Source organism: Noviherbaspirillum sp. ST9, assembly GCF_048799745.1.
In the GTDB taxonomy this organism is placed as follows: Bacteria; Pseudomonadota; Gammaproteobacteria; order Burkholderiales; family Burkholderiaceae_D; genus Noviherbaspirillum.
In genome coordinates this window covers 60,043-80,817 of record NZ_JBLWFR010000012.1, presented here as the reverse complement: position 1 = coordinate 80,817, position 20,775 = coordinate 60,043, and the positions used below count along the sequence as shown (strand labels likewise).

The 20,775-nt window shown below is 61.3% G+C and carries 19 protein-coding genes; 16 read left to right on the top strand and 3 right to left on the bottom strand.

All coding sequences use genetic code 11. The features are described from left to right. Positions 1 to 422 precede the first annotated feature (422 nt). Entirely contained in the window at positions 423 to 2,144 is a 1,722-nt protein-coding gene (locus tag ACNOHI_RS22955; protein WP_420477043.1) for a methyl-accepting chemotaxis protein, read from the top strand. A 166-nt stretch (positions 2,145 to 2,310) separates the two neighbouring features. After that, a complete protein-coding gene (locus ACNOHI_RS22950; RefSeq protein ID WP_420477042.1) occupies positions 2,311 to 3,528 on the top strand; it encodes a polyhydroxyalkanoate depolymerase in 1,218 nt (405 codons plus the stop codon). Between the two features lie 272 nt (positions 3,529 to 3,800). Here the strand turns inward: ACNOHI_RS22950 and ACNOHI_RS22945 are convergent, their stop codons facing one another. The 3 genes from ACNOHI_RS22945 to ACNOHI_RS22935 form a co-directional block, all read right to left on the bottom strand. Next, positions 3,801 to 4,991: an acetate/propionate family kinase gene (locus ACNOHI_RS22945; RefSeq protein WP_420477041.1), complete on the bottom strand. Its 1,191-nt coding sequence runs from the start codon at positions 4,989 to 4,991 to the stop codon at positions 3,801 to 3,803. Beyond that, positions 4,988 to 6,394 (bottom strand): bifunctional enoyl-CoA hydratase/phosphate acetyltransferase, encoded by a 1,407-nt coding sequence (locus ACNOHI_RS22940; RefSeq protein ID WP_420477040.1) that lies wholly within the window; start codon positions 6,392 to 6,394, stop codon positions 4,988 to 4,990. Before ACNOHI_RS22940 ends, ACNOHI_RS22945 begins: the two co-directional genes overlap by 4 nt. Positions 6,395 to 6,666: 272 nt before the next feature. Beyond that, on the bottom strand, positions 6,667 to 7,134 hold the full coding sequence (locus tag ACNOHI_RS22935) for a hemerythrin domain-containing protein (RefSeq protein WP_420477039.1): 468 nt from the start codon (positions 7,132 to 7,134) through the stop codon (positions 6,667 to 6,669). Between the two features lie 199 nt (positions 7,135 to 7,333). Here ACNOHI_RS22935 and ACNOHI_RS22930 point away from each other — a divergent pair, with 199 nt between their 5' ends. The 14 genes from ACNOHI_RS22930 to ACNOHI_RS22865 all read left to right on the top strand — a co-directional run bounded on the left by ACNOHI_RS22930 (position 7,334) and on the right by ACNOHI_RS22865 (position 20,644). Next, on the top strand, positions 7,334 to 7,960 hold the full coding sequence (locus tag ACNOHI_RS22930) for a c(7)-type cytochrome triheme domain-containing protein (RefSeq protein WP_420477038.1): 627 nt from the start codon (positions 7,334 to 7,336) through the stop codon (positions 7,958 to 7,960). Positions 7,961 to 8,356: 396 nt separating this feature from the next. After that, positions 8,357 to 9,028 carry a Crp/Fnr family transcriptional regulator gene (locus ACNOHI_RS22925; protein WP_420477037.1) on the top strand — a complete coding sequence of 224 codons (672 nt, stop codon included), beginning with the start codon at positions 8,357 to 8,359 and terminating at the stop codon, positions 9,026 to 9,028. 223 nt (positions 9,029 to 9,251) lie between these two features. Next, a complete protein-coding gene (ccmA, locus tag ACNOHI_RS22920; protein ID WP_420477036.1) occupies positions 9,252 to 9,887 on the top strand; it encodes a cytochrome c biogenesis heme-transporting ATPase CcmA in 636 nt (211 codons plus the stop codon). Beyond that, the gene (gene ccmB, locus ACNOHI_RS22915; protein ID WP_420477035.1) at positions 9,881 to 10,549 is read left to right on the top strand and encodes a heme exporter protein CcmB; all 669 of its coding nucleotides are present in this window, start codon (positions 9,881 to 9,883) and stop codon (positions 10,547 to 10,549) included. The genes ccmA and ccmB overlap by 7 nt, the downstream gene beginning before the upstream one ends. A 512-nt stretch (positions 10,550 to 11,061) precedes the next feature. Beyond that, positions 11,062 to 11,742 (top strand): heme ABC transporter permease CcmC, encoded by a 681-nt coding sequence (ccmC, locus tag ACNOHI_RS22910; RefSeq protein WP_420477034.1) that lies wholly within the window; start codon positions 11,062 to 11,064, stop codon positions 11,740 to 11,742. Then, the gene (gene ccmD, locus ACNOHI_RS22905; protein WP_420477033.1) at positions 11,739 to 11,933 is read left to right on the top strand and encodes a heme exporter protein CcmD; all 195 of its coding nucleotides are present in this window, start codon (positions 11,739 to 11,741) and stop codon (positions 11,931 to 11,933) included. The genes ccmC and ccmD overlap by 4 nt, the downstream gene beginning before the upstream one ends. Further along, positions 11,917 to 12,432 carry a cytochrome c maturation protein CcmE gene (ccmE, locus tag ACNOHI_RS22900; protein WP_420477032.1) on the top strand — a complete coding sequence of 172 codons (516 nt, stop codon included), beginning with the start codon at positions 11,917 to 11,919 and terminating at the stop codon, positions 12,430 to 12,432. Before ccmD ends, ccmE begins: the two co-directional genes overlap by 17 nt. Then, positions 12,433 to 14,412, top strand: coding sequence for a heme lyase CcmF/NrfE family subunit (locus tag ACNOHI_RS22895; protein ID WP_420477031.1), 1,980 nt, complete (start codon positions 12,433 to 12,435; stop codon positions 14,410 to 14,412). A gap of 13 nt (positions 14,413 to 14,425) precedes the next feature. Further along, complete coding sequence (locus tag ACNOHI_RS22890) at positions 14,426 to 14,953, top strand: DsbE family thiol:disulfide interchange protein (RefSeq protein WP_420477030.1); 528 nt, start codon at positions 14,426 to 14,428, stop codon at positions 14,951 to 14,953. Beyond that, the gene (locus ACNOHI_RS22885) at positions 14,946 to 15,425 is read left to right on the top strand and encodes a cytochrome c-type biogenesis protein (RefSeq protein WP_420477029.1); all 480 of its coding nucleotides are present in this window, start codon (positions 14,946 to 14,948) and stop codon (positions 15,423 to 15,425) included. Before ACNOHI_RS22890 ends, ACNOHI_RS22885 begins: the two co-directional genes overlap by 8 nt. Beyond that, positions 15,422 to 16,666, top strand: a complete 1,245-nt coding sequence (gene ccmI / locus ACNOHI_RS22880; RefSeq protein ID WP_420477028.1) for a c-type cytochrome biogenesis protein CcmI — start codon at positions 15,422 to 15,424, stop codon at positions 16,664 to 16,666. Before ACNOHI_RS22885 ends, ccmI begins: the two co-directional genes overlap by 4 nt. Positions 16,667 to 17,158: 492 nt before the next feature. Next, complete coding sequence (locus ACNOHI_RS22875) at positions 17,159 to 17,512, top strand: c-type cytochrome (protein ID WP_420477027.1); 354 nt, start codon at positions 17,159 to 17,161, stop codon at positions 17,510 to 17,512. A gap of 74 nt (positions 17,513 to 17,586) precedes the next feature. Then, entirely contained in the window at positions 17,587 to 18,531 is a 945-nt protein-coding gene (locus ACNOHI_RS22870; protein WP_420477026.1) for a DmsE family decaheme c-type cytochrome, read from the top strand. 19 nt (positions 18,532 to 18,550) lie between these two features. Continuing rightward, positions 18,551 to 20,644: an MtrB/PioB family decaheme-associated outer membrane protein gene (locus ACNOHI_RS22865; protein ID WP_420477025.1), complete on the top strand. Its 2,094-nt coding sequence runs from the start codon at positions 18,551 to 18,553 to the stop codon at positions 20,642 to 20,644. Positions 20,645 to 20,775 lie beyond the last annotated feature (131 nt).

Below are 20,775 nucleotides of genomic sequence, written 5' to 3'. Positions count from 1 at the left end.
AAGTCTGGTTCGAAGTATATGCGAGCAAAAAGTGTATGAACGCAACGTTTTGTCACTTGATTTATGCGTTTTTGTCACAAATCCCGTGGTCGGCCGTTCCAAGCCATTGTCCCGATGTCAGGACGGCGTTTCTCCGTCAAATATTGCCATGTGGCAACTATGGGCAATGCGGCTGAAGACCATGATTTAAAAGGGGTTTTGCCGAATCGTTTCCGACCGAGACGACAATTTCCCGCAATCAGGATGGATTTCCTGCTTTCGGGAAACTGACAGACAGAATCTTCCCCAAATCTTGTTGATTCCACAGCTTTCCCTTGATCTGCCGCCAATATTGTCGGCTGGCAGACTATTTGCTTTTGCCCTAGGACAAAGTTGACAACCATCAAGATCGACGAAGGCTTTCATCTACAGGGATGAGGAAAATGAAAATCTCCAATCTGAAAATCGGCATTCGCCTTGGCCTGGGTTTTGGCCTGGTGCTGGTACTGATGATCGCATTGGCGCTAATTGGCATCTCGCGCATGGCGTCCATCGAGCGCAGCCTCGACGGTATCGTCAACCAGAACAATGTGATGACCAAGGCCGCATTCGAGATGCGCCAGTCGGTGCTCTCCATTGGCCTGGCCACCCGTAACCTGGCGTTGATGACGGACGAAAAGCAGAAGGAACGCGAATCCGACCGGATTTTTGACGACCGCGACGAATATGCCTCCTATGTCGAGAACCTCGAGCGCCTGATGACGAGCGACAAGGGCAAGGAAGTGCTGGCCAAGATTGCCGCCGCAAAGGCTGCGACCGAGCCCCTGACCGACAAGGTGGTCGACCTGCTGAACGAAGACAAGCAGGAAGAAGCCGTCAAGTTGCTCGTGAATGAAGTGTGGCCGAACCAGAAGAAGTGGCTGGGCGCGATGGACGAACTGGTCCGCATGCTGGACAAGATGGCAGACACTGCCGTGGAAGAGGCGCGCGCCTCTTACAAGAGTGCGCTGATCCTGACCTGGGCACTCGGCGGTGCAGCGCTGGTGATCGGTCTCGGCGCCGCATGGCTGGTGACCCGCAGCATTACCCGTCCGCTGAACGAAGCGGTTGGCGTGGCACGCCGCGTAGCGCAGGGCGACCTGACCTGCGACGTACAGGTCAAGTCGAAGGACGAAGCGGGCCAACTGATGGAAGCCCTCAAGGAAATGAACACCAGCCTTGTGACCATTGTCTCGCAGGTGCGTTCGGGTACGGAAACCATGACGACCGCGTCCATCGAGATCGCTACCGGTAACCTGGACCTGTCCTCGCGCACCGAGCAGCAGGCCAGCTCGCTGCAGGAAACCGCTTCATCGATGGAAGAACTGACCTCCACCGTCAAGGCAAACGCCGACAACGCCAAGCAGGCCAATGTGCTTGCGCAGTCCGCATCCGAAGTCGCGGTGAAGGGCGGCGAAGTGGTCGAGCAGGTTGTCGACACCATGCATTCGATCAACGACTCTGCGAAGAAGATTTCCGACATCATCAGCGTCATCGACGGCATCGCCTTCCAGACCAACATCCTGGCGCTCAACGCGGCGGTCGAAGCAGCACGTGCTGGCGAACAGGGGCGCGGTTTTGCCGTGGTAGCCGCCGAGGTGCGCAACCTGGCCCAGCGTTCTGCCGGCGCAGCAAAGGAAATCAAGGCACTGATCGAGGATTCCGTGCATAAGGTCGGCGTGGGTTCGAAACTGGTCGACCAGGCCGGCGCGACGATGCACGAGGTGGTTGCCAGCGTCAAGCGCGTGACGGACATCATGGATGAGATCAGTTCCGCCAGCAACGAGCAGACCGCCGGCATCGAACAGATCAACCAGGCGATCACGCAGATGGACGAAGTGACGCAGCAGAATGCGGCGCTGGTCGAGCAATCCGCGGCGGCTGCGGAAGCGATGCAGGAGCAGGCTGCCAATCTTGCCCAGGTCGTCAATGTATTCAAGCTGGAGCAATTCGCGGATTCCGGCCTGCAGGACGAAACGCCGGAAGCCGAAGCCTCACCCGTCGAACCGAACAGTGTCGCACCGCTGAAGGTGGCGTCCTCCAAAGCCACTACCGGCATCGTGCCGCGCCATCCCAAACTCGCCGCTGCCGTACGTACCGGCACCGACGACTGGATGGAGTTCTAGTTACCCGTTGTCTCCTCTCCCTCCTGTAGGGAAAGCCCTTTGGCCGCCTGAACCCAGGCGGCCTTTTTTTTTCACGCGACGTTCCAGAGTTGCCGGGTGGCACGGTCTTTGCATTTTCCTGATGGCAAATCTTTGAATGAAGTACTGAAAACGTCAGGACACAAAAATGCTGTACCAGATCCATGAATTGCAACACGCCGCCATCAGCCCGATGGCGCAATGGGCCGACGCCGTCTCCCATCTGTTCACCAGCGCGGTTTCTCCTCTCGCCTACACGCCGTTCGCGCAGAACATCGCCGCGGGAGCAGAGTTGTTCCACCGCATCGGCAAGGATTACAAGAAACCGGGCTTCAACATCGAATCCACGACCGTCGACGGCCATTTCGTCGAAATCGAAGAAACGCTGGCCGTGGACAAGCCGTTCTGCAAGCTGCTGCACTTCGCCAAGAAGACCCGCACGCCGCTCAACCAGCCCAAGCTGCTGCTGGTCGCGCCGCTGTCCGGCCACCATGCCACGCTGCTGCGCGACACCGTTCGCGTGCTCCTGCATGAGCAGGACGTCTACATCACCGATTGGGTCGATGCACGCATGGTGCCGCTCTCCGAAGGCGCGTTCCACCTGCACGACTACGTGCACTATGTGCAGGACTTCATCCGCATGCTCGGCCCCGACGTCCACGTGATGGCGATTTGCCAGCCGACGGTTCCGGTCCTGGCGGCCGTGTCGCTGATGGCGTCGGCCGGCGACATCCAGCCGCGTACCATGACACTGATGGGCGGCCCGATCGACGGACGCATCTCGCCCACGGAAGTGAACAAGCTCGCCCACGATCGTCCGTACGACTGGTTCGAGAACACCGTGATCGACGTCGTGCCGTTCAACTATCCGGGCGCCGGACGCCGCGTCTATCCAGGCTTCCTGCAGCATGCCGGCTTCATTGCGATGAATCCGGAAAAGCACATGGAAAGCTACCTGCACTTCTACGAAGACCGCGCGCATGGGCATCCCGCCGATGCGCACGTGAAGTTCTACGATGAGTACAACGCGGTGCTCGACATGGCCGCCGAGTTCTACCTCGAGACCATCAAGATCGTCTTCCAGGACTTTGCGCTGGCCAACGGCACGTGGAAAGTGGACGGCAAGCTGGTGCGTCCACAGGACATCAAGAACGTCGCGTTGCTGACGGTCGAAGGCGGAAAGGACGATATCTGCGGCATCGGCCAGACCGAAGCCGCACAGAAGCTCTGCGCGTCGATTCCGGCGGAACATCGCAAGCACCATGTCGAACCGGACAGCGGCCACTACGGCATTTTCTCCGGCCGTCGCTGGCGCGAGAATATCTGCCCCATCGTTTCATCGTTCATTCGCGCCCATAACGGGTAAGGGGCCCGGCTTCGCTGCGGCGGGGTTTGCCGATCGCGTGCGAGAGGACGTGCGCGGCAGGCGCTTCGACTGATCTGCGGAGGGTGCGAAAAAACGGCGGCACGGTGTGCCGCCGTTTTTCTTTTGTACGGGGATGACGGATGACCTTTATGGTGCTTCGAGCGTTCCGGCTCTCCTGCAAGTGGATATGGCGACGAGCGTGCAGGCCAGTTACGTTCACACACAAAAAAGGCGGCACAACGTGCCGCCTTCTTCATGGCCCGAGGCTCCGATCAGGTGATCAGCCGCGCCGCATCCTGCGCCGCAACCCTTCCTTCATCGGTCGGCACCACCCAAATCTCCACGCTGCTGTCCTTCGCATGGATCGGCATGATGACATCATTGGTTGCTTCGAGATTGGCCTTTGCGTCAATCTTCACGCCGAGATAGGACAGCGCATCACACGCCTGCGCGCGCAAGGTCGTGTCGTGCTCGCCAATGCCGCCGGTGAAGGCAAGCACGTCGAGTCCCTGCAGGCAGGCGCTGAGGGCGCCGCATTCGCGGACGAGACGGTGGGTGAAGATATTGATCGCCAGTTGCGCGCCGGGATCCTCGCTCGAACGCAGCGTGCGCATGTCGGCGGACACCCCCGACACGCCGCGCAGGCCGGATTCGCGGTACAGCGTGCGTTCCAGCTTTTCCCAGCTCCAGCCTTGGCGCAGCAGGTGCAGCAGCACGCCCGGATCGATGGCGCCGCAGCGCGTACCCATCATCAGGCCGTCCAGCGCCGAGAAGCCCATCGTGGTCGCGACGCTCTTGCCGCCCTTGACGGCGGAGACACTGGCGCCGTTGCCGAGGTGGGCAATGATCATGCGCTCTTTCGCCCGCGTGGTTTTTTCCAGCAGGCGATCGGTCACATACCGGTACGACAGGCCGTGGAATCCGTAGCGGCGGATGCCTTCCTCACGCAATGCCTGGGGCAGGGCGAAGGTGTACTCGATCTCCGGCAGGGTTGCGTGGAAGGCCGTGTCGAAGCAGCCGATCTGCGGCAGGTCGGGGAAGTGCTTGCGGAACGCATGCACGCCCGCGAGGTTGTGCGGCTGGTGCAGCGGCGCCAGCGAGCAGAGCGTCTCGAGGTAGGCGAGCGTGTCTTCATTGAGCACGACGGATTCCGCGAAGCGGTCGCCGCCATGCACGATGCGATGCGCGACCGCGGTGATGCGGATGCCTTTGGCATGGCGCTCCAGCACCTTGTGCAACGCGGCGAGCGCGCGCTCGTGCGGCGAACCGTCGCCGGCGTCGAGCGTTTCCTTGCTGTTGCCGTCCTTGCTCGAAATCTTGACGACCGGCGAACCGCCGACTTCCAATCCTTCCATGTTGCCGGACAACGGCGCGGCGCCGATGTCAGTGCCGTTCTGCGGATACAGCGCGAACTTCAGGGAAGACGAGCCGGCGTTGACCGCGAGGATAGCGTCGTTGGTCATGGCTGCACCTTCCTGTTCTGGTGTGCGAGCAGCAATGCCAGCGCTGCGGAGGCCACACGGGCATTGGCGCTGTCGGCACGGCTGGTGAGGGCGATCGGAATGCGTGCGCCGAGCACGATGCCGCAGGTCGTCGCGCCGGCCAGGTATTCAAGCTGCTTGGCCAGCATGTTGCCGGATTCGAGGTCGGGCACGGCAAGGATGTCGGCATTGCCGGAGACCGGCGAATCAATCCCCTTGATGCGCGCGGCTTCCATCGAGATCGCGTTGTCGAAGGCCAGCGGGCCGTCGAGCACGCCGCCCTTGATCTGGCCGCGGTCCGCCATCTTGCACAGGGCGGCGGCGTCCAGCGTGGACTGCATCTTGATGTTGACGGTTTCGACTGCCGACAGGATGGCCACGTGCGGGGTTTCGGTGCCGAGCGCGTGCGCGAGGTTGATCGCGTTCTGGATGATGTCGGCCTTTTCCTCGAGCGTCGGCTTGATGTTGATCGCCGCGTCGGTGATCAGGAGCGGCTTGTCGTACATCGGGACGTCGAAGCGGAAGACATGCGACAGGCGGCGCTTGGTGCGCAGCGCGCGGGTGGTGACCACGGCGCTCATCAGTTCGTCGGTGTGCAGGCTGCCTTTCATCAGGGCTTCGACTTCGCCGTTGGCGGCCATTTCGGCGGCGCGCTGCGCGGCGGCGACACTGTGTTCAACCGAGATGATCTCGAAGCCGCCGAGGTCGAGTTCCGCCTCTTCGGCAACGGCGCGCAGTTTCGATTCAGGCGCGATCAGCACCGGATTGATGAGGCCGAAGTGGGCGGCGTTCAGTGCACCGCGCAGCGACTCCTTGTCGCAGGGGTGGACGGCTGCGCAACGGACCGCGGACAGGTGGCTCACGCTGGAGAGCAGGGCATCGAATCGCGCCTGCGGATCAAAAGTCCGCACCTGGGGCACGTTGATGGCCTTGCGGCGCATCTTCTGCGTCGGCGCGATGATGACGGCCGTGCCGGACAGCACGACGACGCCCTTCTGGTTGATCACCTGGCAATCGAGCGTGACGCGCTTGGTCGCGTCATCCATGGCGGTGACGGTAGCGATCACGGTCAGCGTGTCGCCGACATGTACCGGCTTGCTGAAGTGCAGGGACTGGTCCGCATAAATGGTGCCGGCGCCGGGGAACTGCGTGCCCAGCAGGCTGGAAATCAGGGTGGCGCCCCACATGCCGTGCGCGACGACGCCGTGGAACAGCGTCTGCACCGCGTATTCGGCATCCAAATGGGTGGGGTTGTAATCGCCGGAGACGGCGGCAAACGCCTGGATGTCCGACAGGGCGAGGGTGCGCACGAGGCGTGCGGACTGGCCGATGCTCAGTTCATCGTAGGTGACGTTTTCGATGTATTGCAAAGATAAGTCGTTCATAAGTTATTGATGGTGATTTACTGGATGCGATGGTGTCGCATGCGTTCGGCAACATGCCGGTCCCGTCTCATGGACGGGATGCACACTTGGCATGACGATCGCACATCATGTCGTTCCGCAGTGACCGCGGGATGACTGCATCGTCACGGTGCGATTCCAGACGGCATTAAAGCAAGGAGCGTGCCGAAAATGTGCGGCTGCAACAATCGATGGATAGAGGGATGAGGCCGGGCGAAGTTCAAAGGAATCTTCGCCGGCTGCAGGCCGCGGGATCAGCTTGCGGCGAAATCGGGGGTGGCGGGCTTCAGGTACTCGGCCATGGCGCTGATGATCTTGCTGCGCTTGCATGCCAGGGCACGGTCGAGCAGGGGGTACAGCATTTCTTCTTCCTTCAGCGTGTGCTGCTGCATCAGGAGCGTCAGCGTTTCGGCATGGAGGACATAATCCGCCGCGTCAAAGCGCTGGATGGCCTCCCACATGCGGTTGACGATGCCATTGATCTGCTTGTGCTCCGAGCGGAGCATCGCAACGGGTTCCGCGCCGCCAGCGAGCGTTTGCTCGAATGTGGGAAGCAGGACCTTTTCTTCCATGCGGATGTGCTGTCGCAAGACGTCCTGATACTTGCGGAAGTTGTCGATGGCACTTTTCCAGTTGCGCTGCGCAACGCTGGTCTCCGCTTGGTCGAACAGGTCGTCGCAACGCTGGTGGTCGTGCTTCAGGTAGGCGCAAATCGTGTCCATGGTCAGGGCTCCGTGATCATGGCATTTTTTCTCATGCGAAGTTCGGATTCCTTGATCCAGGATAGGGTTTTCGGATGTTCGCGCCATTGACAGGTTTGTTGCGCCGCGGCAGCACAGCATCCCCGGTTTCGGGAAGCCGGGCGGCGTTGATGCAAATCAAATGAAATGCCGGCAGGCATCGATATAGTCTGGACGGATATTGCCGCTTCTCCTCCTCGTCATGCCCCGCATTCGTCATCTCCTCGTGCTGTTCCTTGCTTGCCTGCTTGTACTGTCCGTGCAGAAGGGCGCGTATTCGCAGCTGCGCAAGGCGACGGTCGAGCCGACCGTCAGGATCGAGGAGGTGCCTGACGAGGCGCCGACGATTACGGCCGACGAGGGCGCGGACAAGAATCGTTTCTACGACCCGCGCAACCCTGACCACGCCACCTTGCAGAAAAGCGAGGAGATGCGCGCCCAGCTTCCACTGGACAAGCGCGGCGCCGTCGACTGGATGGGGGCGCTGCGCAGCGGCACAATCAAGCCGCGTACCGACCTGACCAACAGCAAGCCGCACCAGGTCCTCAACCTCGACGTCATCCTCAAGAACACGAAGGAAATGCCGTGGGTGCGCTTTCCGCACAACTCGCATACGGAATGGCTGGCGTGCAGCAATTGCCATGACAGTCTGTTCATTCCGAAAGCGGGCGCGAACGAGATTTCAATGGAGAAGATCTTCCGCGGGCAATATTGCGGCGTGTGTCACGACCGGGTCGCATTCGTTACGCATAACTCCTGCGAACGCTGCCACAGCGTGCCCCATGCGAACAGCAAGCAATGGTGGTGAGGCTTACGTGATTGCTTACGCCGCGCTTACGGAATTCGCCTGTTTTTTCCCGCGTTTTTGCACGAAATTCCCAGAGGGAAAACGCAGTTGGGGAAAATTGATCTAGATCATTAAAAAACCGAAGGGGATCGATATCCTTGCCTTCACGTTGATATGCAACAAGCTTCGTTGCACTTTTGATGACGCGAAAGGCAGTCCATATCGACATTTTTTCCTTGGAGCTGGCCCGCATCTTGCATTGTGATGCTCGTGGGAAAAGACGCCAGCAGCAGTGTGGAGTACTCCAATCAAGAGGGGACATCGATGCAGCAGCTATATGGCGAAACAACACATTACTCAACCGATGCAGGACCGAGAATGAGACTAGACCGTGCTCGATCGCCGCGAGAAGATTCCATGCAAAACCTGAAACGCATTCTTGCCAACACATCCTTGTTCCGCATGCTGGACGAGCGTCAGCTGGACGAGGTGACGTCGGCCACGCAACCGATACGCGCGACGACGAACACCTGCGTGATCAACCAGGGCGACGCGCCCAAGGGCGTGTACGTCGTCGTCTACGGACAGGTCAAGATCGGTTTCGACCGCAAGGACGGCAGCGAGAAGACGCTCGCCATCCTGGGACAGAACAAGTGCTTCGGCCTGGGCGAAATGCTGCTCGACCGCGCGCACCTTGCCTTCGTGAAGACCACCACCGACTCGATGCTGGTCCACACCACCCGCGAGAAAATTCTCGAAGTCGCGAAAGACAATTTCACCTTTGCGCAGGAGCTCATGGTGTGCGTTGGCCGTCAGCTCTATACGCTCACGCGCGATATCGAAAGCTATTCGCTGCAGACCGCCAAGCAGCGGCTGGCAGGTTACCTGCTGCGCCAGAGCCAGTACCAGGCAGGCGATACCGTCGAACTGATCGCCAGCAAGACGCTCATCGCATCGCGCCTGAGCCTCACCCCCGAGACGCTGTCGCGCCTGCTGCACGACTTCTCGTCGGAAGGCCTGATCACCGTCATGGGACGCCGCATCAAGATTCTCGATTATGAAAAACTCGGCGCGCTGCTGAGCGCGTAAGAGAAAACCTCCTGTAGCCCGGATGTAGCAAAGCGGAATCCGGGGGATGTGCTTAACGCCTTCCCCGGATTCCGCTTTGCTACATCCGGGCTACGCTTTTGGACTGCGCATATAATTGCGAGCCGTGGCATGTTATGTGCATGCATTTCGGCAATAAGCTTAACAAATACCCATCCATGTTCTTCTCGATACTTCGTGTCTTTCGACGCGGGAAAGACCGCGCATGAGCCTGCAGGCACATAGCCTTACCTGCGTTCGCGGCGACCTCCAACTCTTTGCCGATCTCAGCTTTGAAATCCAGCCCGGCGACGCCCTGTGGGTGTCGGGAACCAATGGCAGTGGCAAGACCAGCCTCCTGCGCATGCTGTGCGGCCTGTCCGTGCCCATGGCAGGGGAGGTGCGCTGGGAAGGTCGCAACATCCGCCGCCTGCGTGATGAGTTCTGCAGCAAGCTGGTCTATATCGGTCATGCGAACGGTGTGAAGGACGATCTGCTGGCGTGGGAAAACCTGGTCGTCTCCACGACACTGGCCGGCGCGCCGGTGACCGAGGATGAGGCGCACGCGGCCCTGCAGCAGCTCGGCCTGGGCCGTGCCGCCGACCTGCCTACGCGTGCCCTGTCGCAGGGGCAGCGCAAGCGCGTGGCGCTCGCCCGCCTGTCGCTCGGACTGGCGATGCCGCTCTGGATTCTGGACGAGCCTTTCACTGCCCTCGACAAGAGTGCCGTGGCGGCGCTGTGCGGCACAATCAGCAAGCATCTCGCGGGCGGTGGCATGGTCATCTACACCACGCACCAGGAAATCGACCTCTCGGCAAAGCGCGCGCTGCGCCTGGACATGAACGAGGGGCGGATATGCTGAATGCCTTGATCTGCGTCGTCCGGCGCGACCTGCTGCTGGCGTTCCGCCGCCGCTCGGATGTGCTCACCACGCTCTTCTTCTTCATCATTGTCGCCAGCCTGTTCCCGCTCGGCGTCGGGCCGGAACCGCAACTGCTGCGCACCATGGCGCCCGGCATCCTGTGGGTCGCGGCACTGCTCGCATCGATGCTCGCGCTGGGCAGGCTGTTCGCACTCGACTATGCCGACGGCACGCTCGAACAAATGGTGCTATCTTCCGAGCCGCTGACCATCATTGTCATCGGCAAGGTCATTGCGCACTGGATCGTGTCCGGCTTGCCGCTCGTGCTTCTGGCGCCGGTGCTGGCGATCCAGTTCGACCTGCCGGCGTCGTCGGTGGCGGTGCTCTTCGTGAGCCTGCTGCTCGGCACACCGGTACTGAGCCTGGTCGGCTCGATCGGTGCGGCGCTGACCCTGGGCGTGCGCGGTGGCGGCGTGCTGGTGGCGCTGCTGGTGCTGCCGCTGTATATCCCGGTCCTGATCTTCGGTGCAGGTTCGGTCGGTGCCGAGGCGTCGGGTGTCGGCGCAACGGCGCACCTGTTGTTGCTGGGCGGAGCACTTGCCGGCGCGGCCGCGCTGGCTCCGTGGGCGACGGCGGCAGGACTGCGGATCGCGGTTGAATAGGAGGAAGGGCAGGGCAGCAGGAACGGGCAGTATCTCCCTGGCGGCGCGTAAGAATCTGTCTGTGTCCGCCGTCCTTGTTGCACCCACAACCTCCTCACCGGGTTGTTGTCAAATAATTCATGCGCGGCACGTACTGCAACTGTCCGCGCCCTGTGCTGTCCGAGTGAAACAAGTACTACCGGAAACTCCGTGGCACAGCGATTGCTTTAGGACAGCCAGGTTGTACCAGCCGCGTGTCAGACGCCGAAATCCCGCCAGGTTCATGAGGAAAATGCGGATCCGGTGGAATCCGAAGGCAGACAGCGATATGCTGTCAGCGAAATTCCTGAAACTGGGAACGTCGCCGCAGGAATTCTTGACCTTGAACAGGGTCCGGCTGACATCGAAACTTTTCTTGGAGCATTGCCGTAGTGTCCACTGCCAACCAAACCTTCGCTACCAGAGCCGAATCCAGCGGCTCGGGGTTTTTCAAGTACGCATCGCCGCAGACCTTTTTCCCACTTGCGGGAAAGATGATTCCCTGGTTTGCGACTGCGGCTGTCATCTTCACCATTGTCGGTCTGTATATCGGCTTCGTCGTCGCGCCGACCGACCACCAGCAGGGTGAGTCCTATCGCATCATCTTCATCCACGTGCCCGCGGCGTGGATGTCGATGTTCATCTATATCGTGATGGCGTTCTGGTCGGTTGTCGGATTGACACTGAATACCCGCCTGTCGTCCATGATGGCCACCGCGCTGGCACCGACCGGCGCGATGTTCACCTTCCTCGCCTTGTGGACCGGCGCCCTGTGGGGCAAGCCGACCTGGGGCGCATGGTGGGTATGGGATGCGCGCCTGACTTCCGAACTGATCCTGCTGTTCCTGTACATCGGCTTCATGGCCCTGCAGGCGTCGATCGACGACCCGCGCCGTGCCGACAAGGCGGGTGCCGTGCTGGCCCTGGTCGGTGTCGTCAACATCCCGATCATTTACTTCTCCGTGCAGTGGTGGAATACCCTGCACCAGGGATCGTCGGTCAGCCTGACCAAGGCGCCGAGCATGGCGATGACCATGTTGCTCGGCATGCTGGTAATGGCCCTTGCTTCGTGGGCATACACGATCGCGGTGGCGCTGTTCCGCGTGCGCTGCATCGTGCTCGAGCGGGAGCGCCATACCGACTGGGTGAAGGAATACGTGGAGAGAAACACATGAACTGGAATAGCTGGAGCGACTTCTTCGCGATGGGCGGTTACGCGCTCTACGTGTGGGGCTCCGTCCTGATGACGGTCGTCCTGGTCGCAGGTGAAGTGATTGCGGTACGCATGCGCCGCAATTCGGTAATGAAACTGTATGGGCGTTGGGTACGCAGCAACCGGAGGGAAAGCAATGAAAACGAGGCATAAGCGCCTGATCCTGATCACGGCGGGGCTTGGCACACTGGGACTGGCAGCGTGGCTGGTCCTGTCTGCATTCCAGCAGAACATGGTGTTCTTCTTCACGCCGACACAAGTGTTCTCCGGCGAAGCGCCCAAGGGCCGCAGCTTCCGCATCGGCGGCATGGTGGAAGAGGGCAGCATCAAGCGCCAGGCCGACGGCGTGACCGTCGCGTTTGTCGTGACCGACACGGCGAAGAAGATTCCGGTGACCTACAAGGGCATCCTTCCCGACCTGTTCAAGGAAGGCAAGGGCGTCGTGGCGCAGGGCAAGCTCGGCGCGGACGGCAAGTTCGCCGCCGACGAAGTGCTGGCCAAGCATGACGAGAATTACATGCCTTCCGAAGCAGCCTATGCGGTCAAGAAGGCCCATGAGGACGCGGCCAAGCAAAAGACCGGCGAACAGGCTGCCGCTGCAGCGCCTCAGTCCGTTACGCCGGCCGCGCCGGATGCAAAGGAAGTGAAATAAATGATTCCAGAACTTGGCAATTTCGCCTGCATGCTGGCGCTGGCCGTGGCACTGGTGCAGGGTATCCTGCCCATCGCCGGCTCCTTCAAGGGCAACCAGCGCTGGATGGCGCTGGCGCGTCCGGCGGCGGCGAGCAACTTCCTCCTGATCACGGTGGCCTTCGCCTGCCTGATCTATTCCTTCGTCAACAATGACTTCACGGTGACCTACGTCGCCTCCAACTCCAACTCCTCGCTGCCGGTGTACTACCGCGTGGCAGGCGCGTGGGGCGGCCATGAAGGCTCGCTGCTGCTGTGGATCTGGATGCTGGTGATGTGGAGCTTCGCGGTCGCGCTGTTCAGCCGCCAGCTGCCGGATGAAACCGTCGCCCGCGTGCTCGGCGTGATGGGCCTGGTCGGCGTCGGCTTCCTCGCGTTCCTGCTGTTCACCTCGAATCCGTTCGACCGCCTGCTGCCGGGCGCGCCCGATGGCCGCGACCTGAACCCGCTGCTGCAGGACTTCGGCATGATCATCCATCCGCCGCTGCTGTACATGGGCTACGTCGGTTTCTCGGTCGCCTTCGCGTTCGCGATCGCCGCACTGATGGGCGGCCAGCTGGATGCCGCATGGGCGCGCTGGTCGCGTCCCTGGACGTCGGTGGCATGGATGTTCCTGACGCTGGGCATTTTCATGGGCTCCTTCTGGGCGTATTACGAGCTCGGCTGGGGCGGCTGGTGGTTCTGGGATCCGGTGGAAAACGCTTCCTTCATGCCCTGGCTGGTCGGCACGGCGCTGATCCACTCGCTGGCCGTGACGGAAAAGCGCGGCAGCTTCAAGAACTGGACCGTGCTGCTGGCGATCATCGCCTTCTCGCTGTCGCTGCTGGGCACCTTCCTGGTCCGTTCCGGCGTGCTGACTTCGGTGCACGCATTCGCGACCGATCCCGAGCGCGGCCTGTTCATCCTGATCTTCCTCGCCATCGTGATCGGCGGCTCACTGCTCCTGTATGCATGGCGCGCTCCGTCGGTGGGCCTGGGCGGCAGCTTCTCGCTGATTTCCCGCGAGTCCGCGCTGCTGGTCAACAACGTGCTGCTGCTGGTGGCTTCCGGCACGGTGCTGCTCGGCACGCTGTATCCGCTGTTCCTCGATGCACTGAACCTTGGCAAGATTTCCGTCGGCCCGCCGTACTTCCAGTCGGTATTCGTGCCGCTGATGATTCCGGTCCTGGTGTTGCTTGCCGCCGGTCCGTTCGTGCGCTGGAAGGAAGCCTCGCTGCCTGAACTGCTGCGTCGTCTGCGCTGGGTTGCGCTGTCGTCTGTCGGTGTCGCCGTGGCACTGGCCATCGTGCTTGCCGCCTCCCCGATGGTGACAGCAGGTCTTGCATTCGCTATCTGGATCGTTTTCGCCTCGGTATCGCACGTCGTGGAGCGTGTGCGTCATGCACCTGCCGCCATGCCGCTGACCAAGCGCCTTGCACGCGAGCCGCGCAGCTACTGGGCAATGCTGATTGCACACGTCGGTATCGGCGTTTTCGTCGTCGGTGTGACCATGGTGAGCGGGTTCGACGACCAGAAGGATGTGAACATGCGCGTCGGCGAAACCGCCACCGTGAACGGTTACGCCTTCACCATGAAGGACCTGAACGAAGTGAAGGGCCCGAACTACATCGCCGCCCGTGCGACCTTCGAAGTCGTGAAGAACGGCAAGCAGGTCACCGTGCTGCATCCGGAAAAGCGCATGTATCTCGTGCAGAAGATGCCGATGACCGAAGCCGGCATCGACCGCGGCTTTACGCGCGACCTGTACGTCTCGCTTGGCGAGGCGACCCAGGACGGCGCGTGGATCGTGCGCGTGCAGCACAAGCCCTTCGTCGGCTGGATCTGGGGCGGCTGCATCATCATGGCAATCGGCGGCCTGCTCGCCGCATCCGACCGTCGTTACCGCGTCGCGGCCCGCCAGAAGAAAGAGGCGGCGGCGCAACTGGCGGCGAAACCGGTTTAATCGATAGGAAAACATGAAACGCTTTTTGCTACCGCTCGGTATTTTCGTCGGTCTGCTGGTCTTCCTCGGTGTCGGCCTGCGCCTGAACCCGCGTGAAATCCCGTCTCCCTTCATCGGCAAGCCGGCGCCCGCCTTCAAGCTGACGCAGCTGCACCAGCCGGACAAGACGATTTCGCCTCAGGACATGGAAGGGCAGGTGTGGATCCTCAACGTCTGGGCATCGTGGTGCGTGTCCTGCCGCGCCGAGCATCCCTACCTGATGGATTTCGCCAAGGCCAACGTCGTGCCGGTCATCGGCTTGAACTACAAGGACGGCCGCATGGACGGCATCAAGTGGTTGAACGACTTCGGCAATCCGTACGCGCTGTCCGCGTTCGACAATGACGGCCGCGTCGGCATCGACTACGGTGTCTATGGTGTGCCCGAGACCTTCGTCATCGACAAGAAGGGCGTGATCCGCATGAAGTACACCGGGCCGCTGACGCCGGAAGCGATCAACACGAAGCTCATGCCCATGATTAAAGAGTTGAAGAGTGCGTAAATTATTGTTCACCCTCCTGCTGGCGGCATCGGCCGTTTCAGCTGATTTCGCGCTGGCGAAGGAAGCGGCGCTTGCGAGCGACAATCCCGAGCTGGAAAAGCGCGTGATGGCCTTGTCCGAAGAGCTGCGCTGCCTCGTGTGCCAGAACCAGACCCTCGCCGATTCGCACGCCGAACTCGCCATGGACCTGAAGCAACAGGTGCGCGAGAAGCTGGCCAGCGGCATGTCCGACAAGGCCGTCGTCGATTACATGGTCGAGCGCTACGGCGATTTCGTGATGTACCGTCCCCCGATGAAGGGCACCACCTTCCTGCTGTGGTTCGGTCCGTTTGTTCTGCTGATCGGCGGCATCCTGATCCTGGTGCGCAAGTTGTCGCGCCGCCAGGTCGCGCAGGCCGAGATGCCCGACACCGAACTCAAGCGCGCAGCGTCCCTGCTGGAAGGCGCGAACGATACGAAGGATAAAGCATGACAGTATTTCTGATTGGCGCCGGGCTGTTGGTAGCCGCGGCGCTCGCGTTCCTGTTGCCGCCGCTGCTGCGCAAGGAGCAGGCGGCAGGCCATGTGCAGCGCGACCAGCTTAACCTGGCCGTGTTGCGCGACCAGTTGCGTGAACTCGAAGCCGACCGCGAGGCAGGGCTGATCGAACAGGCCGCATACGAAAGCGCACGCCATGAACTGGAGCGCCGCGTGGCGGAGGAAGTCCGGCCGCAAGAGGCGGCGCCCGCCGTCGACGGCGGCAAGCGCTGGGCTGCCGGCGCAGTGGGCGTGGCAGTGCCGGTGATCGCCATTTCGACCTACCTGCTGGTAGGTTCGCCCGAGGCAATGGATCCGGCGCAACAGGTCGCGTCCGCGCACCAGCAGAATTCGCATGAAGTGACGGCCGAACAGATCGAAGGCATGGTCGCTACCCTGGCGGAGCGCCTGAAGAACGAACCGGACAATATCGAAGGCTGGCACATGCTCGCGCGTTCCTACAACGCGATCGGTCGTTTCAAGGAGGCGGCCGATGCCTACGCGCGCCTGGTGCAACTCGTTCCGAACGACTCTAACCTGCTGTCCGACTACGCCGATACCCTGGCAATGGCGCTTGGCCGCACGCTGGTCGGCGAACCGGAAAAGCTTGCCGCGAAAGCGGTGCAGATCGATCCGCAGAACGTCAAGGCGATCGCCCTGTGGGGTAGTGCGGCGTTTGAACGCAAGGACTATGCGGCGGCTGTCGAGCGCTGGCAGAAAATCATGGCGCTGGTGCCTGCCGATTCCGAAGTCGCGCGCTCCGTCTCCGGCAGCATTGCCGAGGCGCAGAAGCTGGGTGGAATGGCTCCTGTGGCGCAGGCCAAGCCTGAAGCGCCGAAGGCCGCAGCCAGCGGCGCGAAGGTAACCGGCACAGTGGATATCGATCCGGCATTGCGCGCCCAGGTGGCCGACACGGACACGGTGTTCATCTTTGCGCGTGCGGCGGAAGGCCCGCGTTTCCCGCTGGCGGTCCTGCGCAAGCAAGTGAAGGACTTGCCGGCGAGCTTCGAGCTCAACGACAGCATGAGCATGATGCCCGAGGCCAAGCTTTCGAGCGTGCCGATGGTCGTCGTTGGCGCGCGCGTATCGAAGAATGGCAGCGCGACACCGGCGCCTGGCGATCTTGAAGGCGTGACCGCACCGGTTGCGCCGGGTGCCGCCAACCTGAAGATCACGATCAACAGGAAAAACGGGTAAGCATCGCAGCATGCAAAGCGCCGCCTCGAGCGGCGCTTTTTTTTGCGTCCTCGATCCTGCAAGAGGACGGAAACACTTCCTCCATTACGTTGCGCCGTCATGTACATGACGCTTCGCGACGCCGCTTTTCTCCCTGTGCACCTTCTTTTTTTCGGGCGCACGAATGTGCTTTTTCGCAGTGATGTTTTTTCGCACGTATTGATGCATTCGACATCGGCTTTCGATGCCGGTTGATCCATGTCAATGAATGTGAATTAACAAGAGAATCTGCATCGATGTAACAACATATTTCATTGTGAGAACAAATTCGGACATATAACCTTCCATCTGTTGGGGATTTATTCGTGAATGCACCGTACATCCGCAGCAGGTTGTTGAAGCGAGCAGCAGAACGTCTCTTCGTCTCCGCGTTTTCTCCCTGCAAGTCAAGTGTCCCTGTGCAGTACAAAGAGCAAATCCATTCCAGTCCCTATTGAAGGAAGGAACGCATAGATGAAATCGACAAGCACGACAAGGATGTTGCTTGCGTCCGGCATGATGGTCGGAGTCGCGCTCGCAATCTCGCCGTCCGCGCACGCCGTTGACGCAGCGGCTGCGGAAAAGCTGGCCCGCCAGGAAGGCTGCCTGCGCTGCCATGGTATCGACCGCGCGAAGGACGGCCCCTCGTACAAGGAACTCGCGGCCAAGCACAAGACCAAGCCCGATGCGGAGGCGAAGCTGATCAAGCATCTCTCTGGCGGCGTCAAGGTGAAGTTCGAAGACGGCCACGAGGAAGACCACAAGGTTCCGAAGACCAAGGACGCTGACCAGATCAAGAACCTGGTCCAGTGGATCCTTTCGCAGTAAGCAAGGCAATGCCACGACGGCGGCAAGGTGAGGGAAGCACCTGCCCCGCATTCAGCACAATCAGGGAGAACACAATGAAATTCTGGCAGAAGATCGCCACGTCGCTGGCGATGCTCGCCGGTCTGGCGGCGGCACTACCGGCCCACGCGGCCGAAGGCACGAAGCACACGCAGGCGGATTTGATGCGCGAGCTGCGTCCCGAAGACGCGGTTTGTACGCGATGCCACGACCAGTCGGAAAAGAATCCGGTCCTGTCGATTTACCAGACCCGCCACGGCGTCAAGGCCGACAAGCGCACGCCGTCCTGCCAGTCCTGCCACGGCACGAGCGAAGCGCACGTGAAGAATCTCGCGAACACGCCGGTCCGTCCTCCTGTCGATTTCCTCGGCGCCAAGGGCAAGGCCACGTCCAAGGACATCGAGTCCTGTGTCGGCTGCCACAAGTCGGGCATCCGTTCGCACTGGTCGGGCAGCGCCCACGAAGCCGCCGACGTGCTCTGCACCAACTGCCACCAGATGCACACGCATCAGGACAAGGTGCGCGAGAAGAACACCCAGCCGGAAGTCTGCTTTGCCTGCCACAAGGAACAGCGCGCCCAGTACAGCCGCCCGTCCCGCCACCTGACGAAGGACGGCAAGATGGTCTGCTCCGACTGCCACAACCCGCACGGTTCCGCCGGCCCGCGCCTGATGCAGCGCGACAGCGTGAATGCCACCTGCTACACCTGCCACATGGAGAAGCGCGGCCCGTTCATTCGCGGCCACCAGCCGGCGCAGGAAGACTGCTCGCTGTGCCACAACCCGCACGGCAGCACCCAGCCCAACCTGCTGAAGGCCCGCCCGCCGTTCCTCTGCCAGCAATGCCATGAGCCGGCAACGCACCAGGGTCGCAACGCCACGTTCAACGGTGCCGGCACTGCCAACAACGTGCTCGCACGTGGTTGCGTGAACTGCCATACCAATACGCACGGCACGAACAACCCGGCGAACCTCGCCAACGAACGTACGCAGCGCCGTTAATGCAAAAGGGGAAATGATCATGAAGAATCAAACGCAATTTGTATTTCCTCTTTCCGCGATCGCAGCCGCCGTCATCGGCGCCTGGATGCCTGCGGTTGCCCACGCCGACGAGGAAATCGACCAGCTCACCAAACCGCAAAGCACGATCGCCGTCGGCGCCGGCTACCTCAGCAAGGACGCACCGCGCTTCGGCATCTACAGCGGCCTGAACGAAGAGGGCATGTACGGCCTGCTTAACGTCGATGTGATCAAGCGCGACGACAGCACGGGTACCTGGATCAAGGTCAAGGGACGCAACCTCGGTCTGGAAAGCCGCGACATGCGCTTCTCGCACGAGCGTCAGGGCGACTGGGCGTATTATCTGGATTACAGCGAAATCCCGCGCTTCGAGCCGTACACCGTCAATACGGCGGTCACCGGCATCGGCACGCCGAACCTGACCGTGCCGTCGTCGGCCGCTGCCGTGGAAGTGCCGCTGCACCTGAAGATGAAGCGCGAGGCGCTCGGCCTCGGCTATAGCAAGATCCTCGGCAACGGCTTTGACCTGCAGGTCCGTGTGCGCAACGAAGAGAAGGATGGCTCGCGCGTATTTGCGCGCGGTAATGCCGCCGCGATCTCGGCATGGGAATTCGCGCCGGAGCCGGTCCATTCGACCACCCGCCAGCTCGATACCATTCTCGGCTACACGACCGAGAAGCTGTATCTCGCCGGCAGCTACTACGGGACCTGGTACAACAACCACAACACCGCGCTGAACATCGCAGGCGGTCATCCCACCCTGGCGACTTTCAATGTCATCGGCCTGCCGCCTGACTCGCAGTCGCATCAGCTCGCGCTGAGCGGCAACTACACCTTCACGCCGGCGACGAAGGCAACCTTCAAGGCCGCCTATACCCGCGCCACGCAGGACGACATGTTCCTCAGCGGTGTCGCGGTCGCGCCCGGCATTTCTCCCACGGGCAGTCTGAACGGCCGGATGGACACCACCCAGCTGCAGGCAGGCATTACGTCGCGTCCCACCGCCAAGCTGTACCTGCTGGCGGACGCTCGCTATGAAAATCGCGACGACAAGACGCCGATCCGCCTGTACACGAACGCGGGCGTGTCGCCTACGTCCAGCTACAACGGCGAGAACGAGCCGCGCTCGATCAAGACGCTGAACAGCAAGGTGGAAGCCAGCTATCGCTTGCCCATGGACCTGCGCGTCACCGGCGGCATCGACTATGTCGAGAAGGAACGCAACACCTCCGCCATCCGCGCGGTCAGCTTCCGCGACAAGACCGAGGAAGTGTCTTACCGCGCCGTGCTGCAGCGTTCGATCTCCGATACGGTCTCTGGCTCCATCGGCTATATCCACAGTGATCGCGACGGCTCGGATTTCCGCACCAACGTGCTCAATTGCGGCCTGGTGACCTGCGTCAACGGCGCGACGACGGCTTCCGCCTTCAACCTGATCGCGCCGCTGCACCTGTCGGACCGCAAGCGCGACAAGCTGCGCCTTTCCCTGACTTGGGCGCCGGTCGAGGCGTTCTCGGTCCAGTTCCAGACCGAGCAGACGCGCGACGACTACGCGCACCGCACGGCGGACGAGTTCGGTCTGCGCGACGGCACGTCGAAGAACCATTCCCTCGACGTCGCCTACGCCATCAACGATGAGTGGCAGGCCAACGCCTGGCTGTCGCAGAACGAGACCGTCGCCAATCGGGCAGACCGCAACGGTCCGGCGGGGGCGACCCAGGTCTGGGCATCGACCCTGGTCAACGATGGCAAGTCCTTCGGCGTTGGCATTCGTGGGAAGGCATTCTCAAAACTGGAAATCGGCGCGGATGTCAGCCACTCCGACATCAACGACATTTACCAGCAACGGGCGGTCACCGGGACGGGAATCGACTCGCTTCCGAGCTTCTACACGCGCCAAAGCACCTTCAAGCTGTTTGGCATCTACGCGCTGGAGAAGAATTCGAGCCTGCGTTTCGACTACATCTTCGACCGTTACTCCACCAATGACTGGACCTGGTCGCAGTGGGTGTACACGGATGGCACGTTCCTCAGCCAGCGTCCGCGCCAGAACGTCAACTTCGTGGGTGTGACCTACATCTACCGGTTCTATTAACACCGAGAGATGTGCAAGGAAAAGCGGGGCAGTCGCGAGACGCCCCGCTTTTTGCATCTTGAGCACGGGCAATATCTGGTGCAATTCTTGCTTGTGTGCAAGTAGAATTTGTGGCAATTTTTGAATGAAGC

Coding starts and splice junctions, on each gene's coding strand:
- ACNOHI_RS22875 (WP_420477027.1), top strand. CDS start 17,159: ATGAAATCGACAAGCACGACAAGGATGTTGCTTGCGTCCGGCATGATG.
- ACNOHI_RS22950 (WP_420477042.1), top strand. CDS start 2,311: ATGCTGTACCAGATCCATGAATTGCAACACGCCGCCATCAGCCCGATG.
- ccmI (WP_420477028.1), top strand. CDS start 15,422: ATGACAGTATTTCTGATTGGCGCCGGGCTGTTGGTAGCCGCGGCGCTC.
- ccmB (WP_420477035.1), top strand. CDS start 9,881: ATGCTGAATGCCTTGATCTGCGTCGTCCGGCGCGACCTGCTGCTGGCG.
- ACNOHI_RS22870 (WP_420477026.1), top strand. CDS start 17,587: ATGAAATTCTGGCAGAAGATCGCCACGTCGCTGGCGATGCTCGCCGGT.
- ccmA (WP_420477036.1), top strand. CDS start 9,252: ATGAGCCTGCAGGCACATAGCCTTACCTGCGTTCGCGGCGACCTCCAA.
- ccmE (WP_420477032.1), top strand. CDS start 11,917: ATGAAAACGAGGCATAAGCGCCTGATCCTGATCACGGCGGGGCTTGGC.
- ACNOHI_RS22935 (WP_420477039.1), bottom strand. CDS start 7,134: ATGGACACGATTTGCGCCTACCTGAAGCACGACCACCAGCGTTGCGAC.
- ccmC (WP_420477034.1), top strand. CDS start 11,062: ATGATTCCCTGGTTTGCGACTGCGGCTGTCATCTTCACCATTGTCGGT.
- ACNOHI_RS22955 (WP_420477043.1), top strand. CDS start 423: ATGAAAATCTCCAATCTGAAAATCGGCATTCGCCTTGGCCTGGGTTTT.
- ccmD (WP_420477033.1), top strand. CDS start 11,739: ATGAACTGGAATAGCTGGAGCGACTTCTTCGCGATGGGCGGTTACGCG.
- ACNOHI_RS22865 (WP_420477025.1), top strand. CDS start 18,551: ATGAAGAATCAAACGCAATTTGTATTTCCTCTTTCCGCGATCGCAGCC.
- ACNOHI_RS22925 (WP_420477037.1), top strand. CDS start 8,357: ATGCAAAACCTGAAACGCATTCTTGCCAACACATCCTTGTTCCGCATG.
- ACNOHI_RS22895 (WP_420477031.1), top strand. CDS start 12,433: ATGATTCCAGAACTTGGCAATTTCGCCTGCATGCTGGCGCTGGCCGTG.
- ACNOHI_RS22940 (WP_420477040.1), bottom strand. CDS start 6,394: ATGAACGACTTATCTTTGCAATACATCGAAAACGTCACCTACGATGAA.
- ACNOHI_RS22890 (WP_420477030.1), top strand. CDS start 14,426: ATGAAACGCTTTTTGCTACCGCTCGGTATTTTCGTCGGTCTGCTGGTC.
- ACNOHI_RS22945 (WP_420477041.1), bottom strand. CDS start 4,991: ATGACCAACGACGCTATCCTCGCGGTCAACGCCGGCTCGTCTTCCCTG.